The organism is Oscillospiraceae bacterium (assembly GCA_015065085.1).
In the GTDB taxonomy this organism is placed as follows: domain Bacteria; phylum Bacillota; class Clostridia; order Oscillospirales; family SIG627; genus SIG627.
In genome coordinates this window covers 65,293-81,009 of the sequence record SVQW01000009.1, presented here as the reverse complement: position 1 = coordinate 81,009, position 15,717 = coordinate 65,293, and the positions used below count along the sequence as shown (strand labels likewise).

General features: G+C 43.5%; 18 protein-coding genes. 7 read left to right on the top strand and 11 right to left on the bottom strand.

Annotation, left to right across the window (positions count from 1 at the left end; all coding sequences use genetic code 11):
• Positions 1–7 precede the first annotated feature (7 nt).
• From tgt to asd, 6 genes are all read left to right on the top strand, one after another.
• Positions 8–1,138, top strand: coding sequence for a tRNA guanosine(34) transglycosylase Tgt (gene tgt, locus E7588_07290; GenBank protein ID MBE6689064.1), 1,131 nt, complete (start codon positions 8–10; stop codon positions 1,136–1,138).
• A 97-nt stretch (positions 1,139–1,235) separates the two neighbouring features.
• Positions 1,236–2,051: a hypothetical protein gene (locus E7588_07285; protein ID MBE6689063.1), complete on the top strand. Its 816-nt coding sequence runs from the start codon at positions 1,236–1,238 to the stop codon at positions 2,049–2,051.
• A 28-nt stretch (positions 2,052–2,079) separates the two neighbouring features.
• Positions 2,080–3,456, top strand: a complete 1,377-nt coding sequence (locus E7588_07280) for a glycine--tRNA ligase (GenBank protein MBE6689062.1) — start codon at positions 2,080–2,082, stop codon at positions 3,454–3,456.
• Between the two features lie 15 nt (positions 3,457–3,471).
• The gene (locus E7588_07275) at positions 3,472–5,874 is read left to right on the top strand and encodes a leucine--tRNA ligase (protein MBE6689061.1); all 2,403 of its coding nucleotides are present in this window, start codon (positions 3,472–3,474) and stop codon (positions 5,872–5,874) included.
• A 147-nt stretch (positions 5,875–6,021) separates the two neighbouring features.
• Entirely contained in the window at positions 6,022–6,198 is a 177-nt protein-coding gene (locus E7588_07270) for a 30S ribosomal protein S21 (GenBank protein MBE6689060.1), read from the top strand.
• Between the two features lie 104 nt (positions 6,199–6,302).
• Positions 6,303–7,385, top strand: coding sequence for an aspartate-semialdehyde dehydrogenase (asd, locus tag E7588_07265; protein ID MBE6689059.1), 1,083 nt, complete (start codon positions 6,303–6,305; stop codon positions 7,383–7,385).
• A 57-nt stretch (positions 7,386–7,442) separates the two neighbouring features.
• Here asd and E7588_07260 read toward each other — a convergent pair whose 3' ends face one another.
• The 7 genes from E7588_07260 to E7588_07230 are packed head-to-tail and all read right to left on the bottom strand — an operon-like array spanning position 7,443 to position 12,457.
• On the bottom strand, positions 7,443–8,153 hold the full coding sequence (locus tag E7588_07260; protein ID MBE6689058.1) for an rRNA pseudouridine synthase: 711 nt from the start codon (positions 8,151–8,153) through the stop codon (positions 7,443–7,445).
• A gap of 2 nt (positions 8,154–8,155) precedes the next feature.
• Positions 8,156–9,283 (bottom strand): D-alanyl-D-alanine carboxypeptidase, encoded by a 1,128-nt coding sequence (locus E7588_07255; GenBank protein MBE6689057.1) that lies wholly within the window; start codon positions 9,281–9,283, stop codon positions 8,156–8,158.
• Positions 9,284–9,326: 43 nt separating this feature from the next.
• Positions 9,327–9,767 carry a sporulation protein YtfJ gene (locus E7588_07250; protein ID MBE6689056.1) on the bottom strand — a complete coding sequence of 147 codons (441 nt, stop codon included), beginning with the start codon at positions 9,765–9,767 and terminating at the stop codon, positions 9,327–9,329.
• Positions 9,764–10,384, bottom strand: coding sequence for a hypothetical protein (locus E7588_07245; protein ID MBE6689055.1), 621 nt, complete (start codon positions 10,382–10,384; stop codon positions 9,764–9,766). The genes E7588_07250 and E7588_07245 overlap by 4 nt, the downstream gene beginning before the upstream one ends.
• Positions 10,381–10,995 (bottom strand): SMC-Scp complex subunit ScpB, encoded by a 615-nt coding sequence (scpB, locus tag E7588_07240; GenBank protein ID MBE6689054.1) that lies wholly within the window; start codon positions 10,993–10,995, stop codon positions 10,381–10,383. Before scpB ends, E7588_07245 begins: the two co-directional genes overlap by 4 nt.
• Positions 10,988–11,719, bottom strand: coding sequence for a chromosome segregation protein ScpA (locus E7588_07235; GenBank protein MBE6689053.1), 732 nt, complete (start codon positions 11,717–11,719; stop codon positions 10,988–10,990). The genes scpB and E7588_07235 overlap by 8 nt, the downstream gene beginning before the upstream one ends.
• Before the next feature lie 3 nt (positions 11,720–11,722).
• Complete coding sequence (locus E7588_07230; GenBank protein ID MBE6689052.1) at positions 11,723–12,457, bottom strand: site-2 protease family protein; 735 nt, start codon at positions 12,455–12,457, stop codon at positions 11,723–11,725.
• Positions 12,458–12,642: 185 nt separating this feature from the next.
• Between E7588_07230 and E7588_07225 the strand changes: the two genes are divergently transcribed.
• The gene (locus E7588_07225; GenBank protein MBE6689051.1) at positions 12,643–13,197 is read left to right on the top strand and encodes a DUF4364 family protein; all 555 of its coding nucleotides are present in this window, start codon (positions 12,643–12,645) and stop codon (positions 13,195–13,197) included.
• On the opposite strand, the gene E7588_07220 is transcribed toward E7588_07225, so the two are convergent.
• From E7588_07220 to E7588_07205, 4 genes are read right to left on the bottom strand one after another with little or no spacing between them, the layout of a single operon-like run.
• Positions 13,189–13,668, bottom strand: coding sequence for a 2-C-methyl-D-erythritol 2,4-cyclodiphosphate synthase (locus E7588_07220; GenBank protein ID MBE6689050.1), 480 nt, complete (start codon positions 13,666–13,668; stop codon positions 13,189–13,191). The genes E7588_07225 and E7588_07220 overlap by 9 nt on opposite strands.
• On the bottom strand, positions 13,658–14,425 hold the full coding sequence (gene ispD, locus E7588_07215; protein MBE6689049.1) for a 2-C-methyl-D-erythritol 4-phosphate cytidylyltransferase: 768 nt from the start codon (positions 14,423–14,425) through the stop codon (positions 13,658–13,660). Before ispD ends, E7588_07220 begins: the two co-directional genes overlap by 11 nt.
• Positions 14,425–14,955: a 2-oxoacid:ferredoxin oxidoreductase subunit gamma gene (locus E7588_07210; protein MBE6689048.1), complete on the bottom strand. Its 531-nt coding sequence runs from the start codon at positions 14,953–14,955 to the stop codon at positions 14,425–14,427. Before E7588_07210 ends, ispD begins: the two co-directional genes overlap by 1 nt.
• A 1-nt stretch (position 14,956) precedes the next feature.
• The gene (locus tag E7588_07205; GenBank protein ID MBE6689047.1) at positions 14,957–15,706 is read right to left on the bottom strand and encodes a 2-oxoglutarate oxidoreductase; all 750 of its coding nucleotides are present in this window, start codon (positions 15,704–15,706) and stop codon (positions 14,957–14,959) included.
• Positions 15,707–15,717 lie beyond the last annotated feature (11 nt).

The following is a 15,717-nucleotide window of genomic DNA, read 5'->3' as shown; positions in this document are numbered from 1 at the left end:
CGAAAAATTGTTTGAACTTATAAAACGCGAAAAAAGAGCACGTCGCGGCAGACTTCATACCAACAAAGGAGTTATAGAAACCCCTGTATTTATGAATGTTGGTACTTCAGCCGCTATTAAAGGCGGCGTCTCCACACTTGACCTGCAAAACATAAAATGCCAGGTGGAGCTTTCCAACACATATCATCTGCACGTGCGTCCGGGTGACGACGTTATACGCGATATGGGCGGTATCCATAAGTTTTTTAACTGGGACAAGCCCGTCCTTACCGACAGTGGCGGATTTCAGGTGTTTTCACTGGCAAAAATAAGAAAAATAGACGAGCAAGGTGTAACATTTGCCTCCCACATAGACGGCAAACGCATATTTATGGGGCCAGAGGAAAGCATGCGGATACAGTCCAATCTTGCTTCTACGATAGCCATGGCATTTGACGAATGTATCGCAAATCCCGCCGAATACGAATATACCCGTATATCCTGCGACAGAACCACAAGATGGCTATACCGCTGCAAGGATGAGATGGCCCGTCTGAACGCACTGCATGATACCATTAATAAGGAGCAGATGCTTTTCGGTATAAATCAAGGAAGCACCTATGAGGATTTGCGTATAAAGCATATGCAGGCAATTTCCAAGCTTGACCTCGACGGATATGCTATCGGCGGTCTTGCAGTAGGTGAATCCACAGAGGATATGTATCGCATTATCGATGCGGTCGAGCCTTTTATGCCCGAAAACAAACCTCGTTATCTTATGGGAGTAGGCACATGTTCCAACATAATAGAGGGTGTATGGCGCGGGGTGGATTTTTTCGACTGTGTTATGCCCAGCAGAAATGCTCGTCACGGCAATCTGTGCACAAATCAGGGTGTAATAAACCTGATGAACCAGAAATATGAGCGTGACCCGCTGCCTATCGACCCCGAATGTGATTGTCCGACTTGCCGTAATTTTTCGCGTTCATATCTCCGCCACCTTCTTAAGGCGAAAGAAATGCTTGGTTACAGACTTTGCGTTCAGCACAACCTTTATTTCTACAACAATCTCATGGAACGTATACGCAATGCGCTGGACGAGGGTACTTTCGAGGAGTTCCGCAATAAATACAGTCCCGTTCTTTCAAAGAGAATTTAAGTAATGTATTGATTTTTTCTTACTTTTATGATAAAATATTACAGATTGGATATTTTATGTTATCCGGCTTAAACGTTCACCCGAAAGGAGAATTTTCTTGAAGCTTGTTAAACAGTTAATTTTCACCGTTTGTGTCGTCCTGGCAGCCCTTTTTGCACTGTCCTGCGATGACGTATCGGAAACGGAGGCGCTTGATAACCTAGTGCTTCAAAATGTGCTTACTGCAGATGCCTCACAGGAAAAAAACAATCTCACCAATGACGAAAACATCAACGAAGAACCGATTATGAAGGCTCTTCAGAACGGCGATAGCGGTTTTGACGATGTTTTTATCTCCGACGGTGCAATATGGCATTTCAAAGCCGACGGAACTATTGACGCATACGAAAACGAAAGCAAAGTTTACAGCTATACCTATTCACTGGAATATGAAGGCGCGGACAATGCAAACAAATATATTGAGCTTCTGACTCAGGAAAGCGTCCGAAAGTTCAGATTTAAAAAAATAACCACAAAAGGCTTTGATATAGTCTTTACCGACGTCAATGGAAACGATGCGGGAATTTACACTTTCATCAAAAGCTCTTTTTATGCCGCTCTTTTCAACAAACGTCCGTATTTTACGGAAACTTTCTATGAAAGCAACGCAGTATGGAACTTCAAACCCGACGGCACTCTGAAGACATATGACACCAACGGCGAAGTTTACAACTACATGTACAATCTGGAATATGTTGAAACGGAAGACGGAAAATACGAAAACTTCCTTGTTCTGACCGGAAATGCAGGTAAGGAGAATGAGATAGTTCTTCGCCTTAAGATTCTTTCCTTCGTCGCAACACAGTTCAGCTTGCTTAATGTAAGCGAGGATTCCGACGGTGCAGGCGCCGTCATCACATTCACAAAGCAATAAAAATATATAATTAATCCGGAGGATATAAATGGTTAATACTGAAAAAACTATGGAAAAAGTCGTTGCGCTTTGCAAAGGCAGAGGCTTCGTCTATGCAGGCTCCGAAATATACGGCGGTCTTTCCAACACATGGGACTACGGTCCTTTGGGTGTTGAGCTTAAAAATAATGTTAAACGTGCATGGTGGAAGAAATTTGTTCAGGAATCCCAATATAATGTCGGTCTCGACTGTGCTATTCTCATGAATCCCAAAACCTGGGAAGCTTCGGGACATCTCGGCGGTTTTTCCGACCCACTCATGGACTGTAAAGACTGTAAGACCCGTCACAGAGCGGATAAACTTATCGAGGATGTAACAGGTCAGGCTGCCGACGGTATGTCCAACGAGGAACTTATGGCATACATCAAAGAGCATGATATAAAGTGCCCCAACTGCGGCTCCACCAATTTCACCGACATTCGTAAATTCAATCTTATGTTCAAAACCTTCCAGGGTGTTACCGAGGACGCAAAAAATGAACTTTATCTGCGTCCCGAAACCGCACAGGGTATTTTCGTGAACTTCAAAAATGTTACCAGAACAACCCGTAAAAAGATTCCTTTCGGTGTATGTCAGATCGGTAAATCCTTCAGAAACGAAATCACACCCGGAAACTTTACATTCCGTACACGTGAATTTGAGCAGATGGAGCTTGAATTCTTCTGCAAGCCCGACACCGATCTTGAGTGGTTTGCTTACTGGAAAGATTATTGCGCAAACTTCCTTTATAACCTGGGTATGAAAAAGGAAAACCTCAAACTCCGCGACCATTCCAAGGAAGAGCTTTCCTTCTATTCCAAAGCAACTACTGACTTTGAATACCTGTTCCCATTCGGTTGGGGCGAGCTTTGGGGTATTGCCGACAGAACTGACTATGACCTTACACAACATCAGACCTTCTCCGGCGAATCCATGGAATACTTTGACCAGGAAACAAACGAAAAATACATTCCTTATGTTGTTGAGCCCTCTTTGGGTGCAGACCGTGTAACCCTCGCATTCCTGGTCGAAGCATACGACGAAGAGGAAATTGCTGAAGGCGATGTAAGAACAGTTATGCACTTCCACCCCGCTTTGGCTCCTGTGAAAGCTGCTGTCCTTCCCCTCTCCAAGAAACTGGGTGATAAGGCGGGCGAGCTTTATGTACAGCTTGCCAAGAAGTTTAACGTTGAATACGATGACGCAGGTTCCATCGGCAAGAGATACCGTCGTCAGGACGAGATCGGTACTCCTTTCTGCATAACCTACGACTTTGACACCGAAAATGACAACTCCGTTACCATACGCGACCGCGACACTATGGAGCAGATACGTCTTCCCATTGACCAGGTTGCCGCTTATATCGAAAGTAAAATGGAGTTTTAACAGAGAGGCATTAAAATGAAATACGATTACAAAGATATAGAAGCCAAATGGCAAAAAGCATGGGACGACCAGCAAGCCTTTAAGGTAGACATTGACTATTCAAAGAAAAAATTCTACCCTCTGGTAGAATTCCCATATCCCTCTGCCCAGGGTCTGCACGTTGGTCACCCCCGTTCCTACACAGCTATTGACATTATAGCGCGTAAACGCCGTCAAGAAGGCTACAATGTTCTTTATCCCATGGGTTGGGATGCTTTTGGTTTGCCTACCGAAAATTTTGCGATGAAAAACAAAATTCATCCTGCAATAGTTACGGCAAACAACGTTAAAAGATTCAAGGCGCAGCTTAAAAGTCTGGGGCTTTCATTTGACTGGTCACGCGAGATAAACACCACCGACCCCGATTATTTTAAGTGGACACAGTGGATATTTCTCAAGCTGTTTGAAAAGGGTCTTGCATACAAAAAGAAAATGTCGGTTAACTGGTGTACCTCCTGCAAGTGCGTGCTCGCCAATGAAGAAGTTGTCAACGGTCTTTGCGAACGTTGCCACAGCGAGGTAGTTCACAAGGAAAAAAGCCAGTGGATGCTCAAAATCACCGAGTATGCACAGCGCCTGCTGGATGACCTTGACGAGCTTGATTTCATCGACCGCGTAAAGCTCCAACAGAAAAACTGGATAGGACGTTCCACCGGTGCTGAAGTTGATTTTGACACAACTGCCGGGGAAAGCCTTACCGTATATACCACCCGCCCCGACACACTGTTCGGCGCAACTTACATGGTTATATCCCCCGAGCATCCCTTTATAGAAAAATTTGCAGACAAAATTGCCAACATTGATGCTGTAAATGCATACAAAGCCGAGGCGGCTAAAAAGTCCGACTTTGAGCGTACCGAGGTGGCAAAGGACAAAACCGGCGTTAAGCTGGAAGGCATTGAAGCCATCAATCCTGTAAACGGCAAGCAAATTCCTATTTTCGTTTCCGATTATGTTCTTATCACCTACGGAACAGGCGCTATTATGGCAGTGCCCGCTCATGATACACGCGACTGGGAGTTTGCAAAAGCGTTCAATCTTCCCATTATCGAGGTTGTAAAGGGTGGAGATGTTGAAAACGAAGCTTTCACCGATGTTGAAACCGGCGTAATGGTTAACTCCGGATTCCTGGACGGTATGGAAGTTAAGGAAGCTAAAGAAGCCATTATAAAATGGCTTGACGAAAAGGGTCTTGGCAAGCCCAAGGTTAACTTCAAGCTTCGCGACTGGGTATTCTCCCGTCAGCGCTACTGGGGCGAGCCTATTCCGCTTGTATGGTGTGACCACTGCGGATGGGTTCCTGTAAAAGAAGAAGAACTCCCACTCAGACTCCCTGACCTTGAAGTGTACGAGCCCAATGAAAACGGTGAAAGCCCTCTGGCTAATCTTACCGACTGGGTAAACTGCAAGTGTCCCAAGTGTGGCGCGCCCGCACAGCGTGAAACAGATACCATGCCTCAGTGGGCAGGTTCCTCCTGGTACTTCCTGCGTTACTGCGATCCTCACAATGACAAAGAGCTGGCTTCTAAGGAAGCACTTGAGTATTGGATGCCGGTTGACTGGTACAACGGCGGTATGGAGCATACCACTCTCCATCTTCTGTACTCCCGTTTCTGGGCTAAATTTCTTTATGACATCGATGTTGTTCAAACTCGTGAGCCATACAAGAAGCGTACCTCTCACGGTATGATACTGGGCGAGGACAACCAGAAAATGTCAAAATCCAGAGGAAATGTTGTAAACCCTGATGACATTGTAAATGATTACGGCGCAGACACGCTCCGCCTTTACGAAATGTTTATCGGTGACTTTGAAAAGGCGGCTCCTTGGTCCAGTCAGAGCATCAAGGGCTGTAAGCGTTTTCTCGAAAGATTTATGGGACTTTGCGATATTGCTTCCGGAAACGGTGTAACTCCCGAGCTGGATACAATTTTCCACAAGACCATTAAAAAGGTTTCCTGCGATATCGAGGACATGAAGTTCAACACCGCAATCGCGGCAATGATGGCTCTCATGAACGCAATATACGAGCACGGCTCTCTTACAACAGATGAGCTGAAAACCTTTGCTAGTCTGCTTTGTCCCTTCGCTCCTCACATTTGCGAGGAAATCTGGCATAACTTCGGCGGTGAGGGTCTTTGCTCACTTGCTCCCTTCCCCACCTATGATGAAGCGAAAACCGTTGATAATGCTGTGGAAATTGCAGTTCAGTTCTGCGGTAAGGTGCGTGGAAAGTTGATGATTGCCGTGGATGCTGCACAGGACGATGTTATTGCTCAAGTTAAAGCAGACAGCCAGTTCACCCAATATCTTGACGGCAAACAGATAATCAAAGAAATTTATGTTAAAAACAAACTTGTGAATATTGTTGTAAAATAAATTTCGATTTTTTTAAAGTTTTTTGCAAATAACTATTGACATATTGATATTGTTTGTAGTATAATGTAGTGTAGTTAATATTTATCTATTCAGATGATATTATAATTTTTCCTTTGCATGAGTGCAATGCGGGGGGAGGGATATAGAATGGCAGAAGTAAAACTTAAAGAAAATGAGTCTCTTGACAGTGCTATCCGCAGATTCAAAAGACAGTGTGCAAGAAGCGGTGTACTGAGCGAGCTGCGTAAGCGTGAGTGCTATGAAAAGCCCAGCGTTAAGAGAAAGAAAAAATCCGAAGCTGCAAGAAAACGCAAGTTCAAATAATTGAGCGCGTATTGCGATTTTGGGTCTATGTTTTACGGCAAAAACCCGTCTTTTTAGGCGGGTTTTTGTGATTTATTTTTGAATTTATGAAAGAGAGTAACAATATGGATAAGCTTAAAGTGGGTATTGTCGGTGCAACCGGTATGGTTGGTCAGCGTTTCATCACTCTCCTCAACAATCACCCTTATTTTGAAGTAACCACCCTTGCGGCAAGTAAAAATTCCGCAGGTAAAACCTATAAAGAAGCCGTGGGCAGCAGATGGAAGCTGGATATAGATATGCCCGAAGCTGTAAAGGACCTTGTTGTAAAAGATGCTTCTCAGGTAAAATCTGTTTGCGATGAAGTTGATTTTGTTCTTTGCGCCGTTGATATGAAAAAGGACGAAATCCAGGCGCTTGAATATGAGTACGCAAAAATGGAAACTCCCGTCGTTTCCAACAACTCTGCACACCGTTGGACTCCGGATGTTCCCATGCTCATTCCCGAGGTAAACAGCGACCACATCGCTATTATTGAGGCTCAGAGAAAGCGTCTGGGAACTAAGCGCGGATTTATTTCTGTTAAGCCCAACTGCTCTATTCAGAGCTATGTTCCCATGATAACTCCCCTGCTCAAATTTGAACCTACAAACATAGTTGTCAGCACATATCAGGCTATTTCAGGTGCAGGAAAGACATTTGGCGACTGGCCCGAAATGGTTGATAACGTTATCCCCTATATCGGCGGTGAGGAAGAAAAGAGCGAAAAGGAGCCTCTTAAGGTTTGGGGTAAAATCAGCGGTAACGAAATCATTACCGCGCAATCTCCCATTATTACCTCTCAGTGTATCCGTGTTGCCGCTTCAAACGGACATCTCGCAACTGTATTTATGTCCTTTAAAAACAAGCCCTCCAAAGAAGAAATTCTTGAGCTGTGGAAAAACTTCAAAGGCAGACCTCAGGAACTGGAGCTTCCTTCGGCTCCCAAGCAGTTTATTACTTATTTTGAAGAAGATAACCGTCCTCAGACAAAGCTGGACCGTGACATTGAAAACGGTATGGGCATCACCGCAGGTCGTCTGCGCGAGGATTCCATATTCGATTACAAGTTTATCGGTCTTTCCCACAACACCATCCGCGGTGCCGCAGGCGGCGCTCTTCTGGGTGCAGAGTTGTTGTACCGTGAGGGCTATATAACAAAGAAATAAGCTTCACAATAAAACAAAAAGGAGTCTTTTGAGACTCCTTTTTATTTTATACAATAATTATATTGATTTCAGATAATCAATTTGTTGTTTTGACAGTTCAAGTATAGCACCGCTATGCAGTCCGCCGAGTGTAATTTTACCGATAGACACACGTTTAAGACGCATTACTTCCAGTTCACACTGCTCACACATTTTTCGTATCTGGCGATTTCTGCCCTCTTTGAGAGGAAATTTCAGCACAGTGCCGTCTTCCATAGTTTTTTCTACCGTAACCTCTACCGGCATTATAGTATAACCGTCAAGCACAAGTGCACTGCGAAGTTTTGTAAGCTGTTCAGTACTTACCGTGCCGCGTACCTTGCACATATATATTTTTTCAACATTTCCCTTGGGGTGCATGAGGCGATTTGCAACATCGCCGTCGTTGGTAAGAATAACAAGTCCTTCGCTGTTAAGGTCAAGACGCCCCACGGGATACACTCTTTCAGGAATATCCTTGATAAGATCGGCTATGCACTTTCTTCCTCTCTCGTCTGACATTGTTGTGACATATCCGCGCGGCTTATTTAGAATATAATAGCTTTTGGTATCGGTGGTTCTTTCTATAATTTTGCCGTTAAACATTATAATATCGCTGTCGTCCACTTTCTGTCCCAATTCACACGGCTTATTATTTACGGTTATTGTACCTTTTTTCATTTCTTCCTCGGCCTTACGACGAGACATTACACCACAATCGGACAGATATTTTTGCAATCTTACTTTCATTTTCACTTTCCTAACATTCTGCTCCAGAAGCTTTTGGGAGCCTTAATATTTACATCGTCTTCAAAATATAAATCGACCTCACCAATATATTCTCCGCCCTGTCTGAATACCACTCTGCCCGCCTTTTCACCCTTGGCAACGGGCGGATAGTAAAAAATAAACAGCTCTACGGTATGCGTAACAGGCGGTGAGGTTTTCTTTGAACAAATACTTATTTCCTGTACATTGCTCACGCGGGCGTATTCCGTTTTTCCTCCGACAATAGGCACATTAAAGCTGAATTCACCATTTTCGGCAACGCTTCTCCTCTCATAGAGAGAAAAGCCATACTCGGTCAGCTCTTTGTGAATATTCCAATCATCTCCCGCGTTCAGCGTGACACATATCATGTATATATCGTCACGCGCAGTGCCCGAAACAAGGCACCTGCCGGCTTTTTTGGTATAACCGGTTTTACCGCCTATACATCCGTCCAAAAGCGATAAAAGGCGGTTATGATTGGAAAAATATCGATATCCATCGCTTTTCAAAGGCGATTTATAGCTTTTAGCGGCGGTTATCTGAGCAAAATCCGCATTATCAAGAGCATGGGAAAACAGCCTTGCCATATCACTCGCACTGGAATAATGGTTGTCGTGCGGAAGTCCGTGGGGATTTTCAAAATGTGTATTACCCATACCAAGCGCTTGTGCCTTATCATTCATCAAGCCTACAAACGCTTCCACCGAGCCCGCCACATGTATTGCAATAGCTACAGCCGAATCATTGGCGGATTCCAGCATCAATGCGTACAACATATCCCTCAAAGGTATCTTTTCGCCCGCCTCAAGATATATGGAAGAGCCTTCCACGCCCACCGCGTCCTTATGAACAGTAACAATACTGTCCGCAGGAGAATTTTCAAGCGCCACCAGTGCAGTCATTATCTTCGTCGTGCTTGCTATCGGCAAACGTGCATCTGCGTTACGGGCAATAATAAACTCATCCGTGGTCTTATTATAAAGTACTGCGGCATCTGCATAAAAGCTTGAAACGCCCGACACTTCTACCGCGTGATCCGCAAAATCAGATGCTGACACAGCTATTTCAAATATCAGAACAAATAATATCAGAAACCAATATTTTTTCATTCAAATCCACCTTTCGGTAAATACTATGCCGAAAGGTGAATTTTTATTCTGATTTTTCTTCAGTCTTTACTTCCTTATTTTTTTTAGGAAACAAATCAATAAAACGCTGTACAAGATCGGGCGAACGATCTACAAAATCAGCTATCGTTCCTACAATGTTATCGGAAGCAATGGCGGTCGGCTGGTTAAGATTAAGTATACGCACATCGTCCTTGGTGACAACAAGAAATGCCACAGGAGTAACAGTCATTCCGGCTCCGTTTGCACCGCCGAAATGCGCCTGCTGTCTTGTTGGGTTGTGCTTACTGTCAAAATCCACTCCGCCTGAAGTTATGCCTACTGCAACCTTAGAAACGGGTATTATTACGGTATCGTTAAGTGTGTTAATGGGTGTACCTACAATGGTGTCAACATTAAGTACCTGCTTGATACTCTCCAGTGAGGATTCGATAACTTGTTTCAACGGAATTTCGTTATTATTCATGCCTTTTTCCTGTTCCTTTCAGAAATTCGTTTACGTGTATTTTCATTAAAAATTCTGAGTGCGCCAAAAAGTATGCGAATGAAATGCCATATCTTCATAGTAAAAACAATCTCTGCCGCAAATGTTGATTTTTCGGCAAGATAGTCGGGATATATGTGTATTTCCTTATAATGTGGATCAAATTTACGTACTGCATTGGGCAAAAGCTCAAAAAGAACGGCCACTGCATTACTCACAGCACTATACCGCCTTGCCGTCTTATCTGGGGAATCAGTAGCGATAACGGCATTGAGCCTGCGTATTTTGACACTCAGACTTCTTGAAAGATTGTCGCAAAACATGCGTACCACAGAATTTATAAGCTCTAAAAAAGCCATAAAATCATCAAACGAGCCTTTGGTTTTCTTTTTCTTTTCGGTGGGGTGAGCGGGTGTTTTTTCGCTCTTTTTGGAAGCTTTTTTGTCCTTATCGAAAAACTTCAGAACATCAACGCTTACAAACAGCACTCTGACACGCACTTTAATTCTGTCATCATAGGCAAATATAAGATGTACATTAAGTAAAAGTACTGCTGCAATAAAAGCAACTACACCTGCAATTATATACAAAACTGTCATTCCTGTTCCTCGTCGGGCGATTCCTCCTGCTGTGACGGCGACATTTGCTCTATTTTCATTTCGAGCTGTTCGTTGCCGTATTTATCGATATCAGGAAGCTCCTCAACCGAATTCAGTCCAAAGCTTTTGAGGAAGTTAAGCGTGGTTCCGTAGAGTATGGGACGACCGGGAGCATCCATTCTGCCCCTTTCCTCAATCAGTTCCTTTTCAAGAAGAGAATTGACTATACCGCTGCAGTCAACACCACGCACCTTTTCCATGTACGCTTTAGTAACAGGCTGAGCATACGCCACTATCGCCAACACCTCAAGCGCAGGCTTGGAAAGTGAAACATTGCGTTTTACCTCCAAAGCATGGGAAACGTAATCCTTATATTCAATTCTTGTGCACAGTGTTACACTGTCTTCCAGCGAAATAAGCTCAAAGCCACCCGGGTGAGCCGATAGCCGAAGACGAAGCTCGGTTATAACTATTTCAAGTTCGTCTTCGTCAATCTGAAATATTTCGCAAAGTTTGTCTTTTTCCACGGGTGTGGAGCAGGCAAACAGCACTGCCTCAAGTGCGGCAGCAAAATATTCTTTGTCGTGTTCGTAAAATGTAGATTCAGTCATTTTTCTTTTCTCTGATAAGTTTTATTTTATAATCATTGCCGTTTTCTGTGACTCTTATTCTGCCGGACTTTGTCAATTCCAGTGCCGCAAGAAAAACAGCTACCACTTCGGATTTGGATTTACTCTCCCCTACCAGCTCGCTGAAATTCATTGAATTATCGGAATTTTTAATACGGCAAAGTCTGCGAAGAATGAAAATGATTTTTTCCTCAACCGGTATTACGCGATGCTGCATCATTGCACCGATTGTTCTGAAATTATTTTCCTTTTTCACCTCGGGCGCTGTCATTTTCATGTTTGCATACGCCTTTGCCAATTCCTGTGGCGAATAACTGCGAAGCACCTTAGTGATATGAATTTTCATGCCGGCACTGCGATAACGTTCGAAAAAATCGTCCTTTCGACGAAACAGATAATCCGCGACATCTTTGACTTTGGAGTATTCCAAAAGCGCTTCCACAAGCTCGCTTCTGGGATCCTGGTCCTCTGCCTCACGAGGGAGAAGCATTCTGGACTTAATATAAAGCAATTCACATGCCATTACCACAAATTCACTGGAAAGCTCTATATTAAGCTGAGCCGCCTGCTCCATATATGCCAGATACTGTTCCAGAATTTCGGAAATGGGGATATCGTAAATATTGATTTTATTCTTCGCTATAAGGCTCAAAAGCAGGTCCAGCGGACCGTCAAAAACCTCAAGCTTGTAATTAAGTTCTTCCATAATTTATCTCGGAGGTAATAAATCGACAACGAATGAAAGTCCTCTGTAAACCAGACCGCCAATATAATCCAGCGGTACATCCAGCACGTCAAATATCAGGAGGAACAAAAGTATCATTGTGATATATTTTTCATATTTTACAAAAGCAATAAGCATCTTCCGCGGCAAAAAGTAATAAAGTATCTTAGAGCCGTCAAGCGGAGGAATCGGCAACAGATTGAATACAGCAAGACCTATATTCAGCTGTGTAAGATAAACAAAGAAGTACATTGTCATGAACGCAACGTACATTCCGAACTGTGTATCGGGAAGAATATACACCAGGAGGTAGGAAATGTATTTAAACAATATAAGAGAAATAAGAGCAACAAGAATATTGGTAACAGGACCTGCAACAGCGATAATTGCCATATCCCTTAAAGGATTTTTCAAGCCGCCCGAGCCTACGGGAACAGGACGTGCAAAGGTAAAGCACACCATAACTGAAAGCATGGACATAACAAATCCGCTGCTTGCGCCGGAAAAGGAACCTATAAGCATAAGTATAGCCAACAGCAAAAGACTGGCAGGATTAATATGTGCAAACGGGTTAAGTGATAATCTTCCCGAAGATTTTGCAGTGTAGTCCCCCATTTTATACGCGGCATAGCCATGCGCCACTTCATGAAGCGTTATACTTATCAAAAGCGCAACCATTCCCAGAAGCATGGTCATTATGTTGTAAGCAATTTCTGACATTTTTTACACCTTTCGTTGATGTGATGGTTTTAGTTTAGCATAAAACAATAATATTTTCAACAGAATTTTGTAAAATCGGTAATTTAAAAATTTACTGTAATTTTTTATATTGTGTATTTACTTTTAAGTGAAATTATAGTATAATTATAGTAAGATAATAAAAAATAATATATTCGGAGGCATATATGACAGCTATTGAGCTTCGAGACGATGACGATATAAAAACTCTAATACTGTATCTTCTTAAAAATTTAGATATACCGATTGATTTTGACACACTTTGCGAAGTATTTTTTACCATTGACTTTGTGCGCCATTTTGATTTTACCGACCAGTTTGCCGACCTTCTGGACAAAAAGCTGATTACCGAGGTGCAGACCGACGGCAAGACAAAGTATGTTATTTCCGCAAAGGGAAAAATCGCGCTTGAAGGAATTGAGGACAGGCTTCTGGAGCTTGTCAAGGAAAAAGCCCTCACTGCCGCCACTCGATTTCTGGAATACAAGGATCACGGCTTCATGATAATCTCCTACATCGAAAAATCTCCCGACGAAGAAGATGATGAGGGGGTTATGCTTCATTGCATAATTAAAGACAATCGTTTCACCATGCTCAACATGGAAACATACGTAGGAAGCCGCATAATAGCCGAAAAAATGAAGCTTATTTTTGAAAAAAGGGCCGAAAAGCTGCTTTCCCAGTTTCATGCCCTTATGAGTGAAGATATAAAGCTATTTTAAACTCAATAATGCGACGCTGTGGGCAGAAATACCCTCAAGGCGTCCTGTAAAGCCCAACCCTTCCTCGGTTGTGGCTTTTATATTTATGTTGTCACAATCAAGTATCTTTTTGATATTGTCAACCATCTGAGGAATATGCGGTGCAAGCTTGGGTTTTTGTGCAATTACGGTGACGTCGGCATTGACAATTCCATATCCCTTTTCGTCGAGAAGTTCCTTTACGTGTTGTAAAAGCAAAAGGCTGGAAATGCCTTTATACTTTGCATCACTGTCCGGGAAATGCTTTCCTATGTCACCAAGAGCAGCCGCGCCGAGAAGTGCATCCATAAGAGCATGGCAAAGCACATCTGCATCCGAATGTCCCAGAAGTCCCATTTCATAAGGTATTTCAACACCGCCCAGTATAAGCTTTCGCTCTGTGGCAAAACGGTGAACATCATATCCGTGGCCGATTCTGAAATTACATTGCATTTTCTGTCCCTCTTTTTTCAAGTATAGCCTCAATGGTTTGGCAATCGTGAGGCACGGTAAGCTTAAGATTTGGTATTCCAAGCTCGCAAAGCATAATTTTGAAGCCTGCATTCTCCACCATGGAACAATCGTCGGTAACAGCGGTTTTATTTTTCAGGTGAAGGCTTAGCGCCGTACGGTAAATATCGCAGGCAAAAATCTGAGGGGTCTGAGCACCATAAAGCCCATCCCGGGGCACAGTTTTTTCAATAAAGCCTTTAGAATCCGCACGCTTGACAGTGTCGTTTATGCGACCGGCAGCACATGCCGAGCCGTATCTGTACGCCTGACGGAAAACGGCATCTATCTTTTCGGTAGTAATAAGCGGACGCGCAGCATCGTGAATAGCAACATATTTAATGTTGCCTCCGATTTTTTCAAATCCATTTTTGACCGATTCATCTCGTGTACTGCCGCCCGTCACAATATGCTTCACCTTTTGGAATCCGTATTTTCCGACTATATCCTGAATAGCAGAAATGTCCTCTTCACGAGTGACAATTATTATCTCATCAACATTTACACTTTGCTCAAAGGCTCTGAGACTGTAATATATAACGGGATGACCCGCCAGTTCCATGAGCTGTTTCGCCACGTTTCCCATACGGCTGCCGTTTCCGGCAGCCGTAATTATTGCGCCAGACTTACGTCTTTTATGCGCACCGGGAAGCTTGTAAAGCAATTCAGCCACAATGTGTGTCACACTGCGAAGCTTCATTATTTGTGGTTATAGCCTATGGAAAGAGCTTTTTTGTTAAGCTCAATAAGTCTTTCCTTGGCAGGAGGGATAGAGCCGATCATAACATTTTCGAAATACTCATAATCGTAAATACCGGTAACCTGGATAAGCTTACCCAGCATTATAACATTAGCCATACCGCTGATGTTATTTTCGTTGGCAAGCTCGGTTGCGGGGATATAGTACGCCTTTATGTCGTCTCTCTGAGTTTTTTTAGGAATGAGAGAGCTGTCGGAAATGAGTATGCCGCCTTCTTTAATTTTGTCCTCAAATTTTTCAAAGGAGGGCAGATTAAGAGCGATGAGAATATCCGGCTCGGTTACGAGAGGAGAACCGATAGGCTCATCCGAAACAATAACAGAACAGTTGGCCGTACCGCCGCGCATTTCGGGGCCGTAAGAAGGAAGCCAGCTTACTTCTTTATCGGATTTCATACCTGCATATGCAATCTGCTTTCCGGCAAACAAAATACCCTGTCCGCCGAAGCCTGCAAGAAGAATATTATACATTTTATTTATCCTCCTTTGCAGTTATATCCTTGTAAACACCAAGAGGATAGAAAGGCATCATATCGCTTCTGAGCCATTCCAGAGCTTCCTGAGGTGTTTTTCCCCAGTTGGTGGGGCAGGTGGAGAGAACTTCTACAATAGAAAGTCCCTGCTTGTTCTTCTGAACTTCAAAAGCCTTTCTGATGGCTTTTTTAGCGTTATTGATATTTTTTACGGAGTCTACCGCAACTCTTTCAGCGTAGGCAGTACCATCGAGAGTGGACAGCATTTCGCAAATTCTGATGGGGTTACCCTGAATTTTCAGGTCACGTCCGTAAGGAGAAGTGGTAGAGTACTGACCGGGAAGAGTGGTAGGAGCCATCTGACCGCCGGTCATACCGTAAATTGCGTTATTTATAAAGATAATGGTGATGTTTTCACCTCTTGCGCCTACGTGAACGGTCTCAGCAGTACCTATCGCAGCAAGGTCACCGTCGCCCTGATAGGTGAATACGAACTTATCAGGCATAGCTCTCTTTACACCGGTTGCAACGGCAGGAGCACGTCCGTGGGGAGCTTCTATCATATCGCAGTTGAAATAATTATATGCAAAAACCGAGCATCCGACGGGTGCAATACCTACGGTGTCGCCTTCTATGCCGAATTCGTCAATCACTTCAGCTACCAGACGATGCACGATACCGTGTGTACATCCGGGGCAGTAGTGAAAAGGTACATCGGTCAATGCTTTGGGTTTATCAAATACTACCATGTTATTTTTCC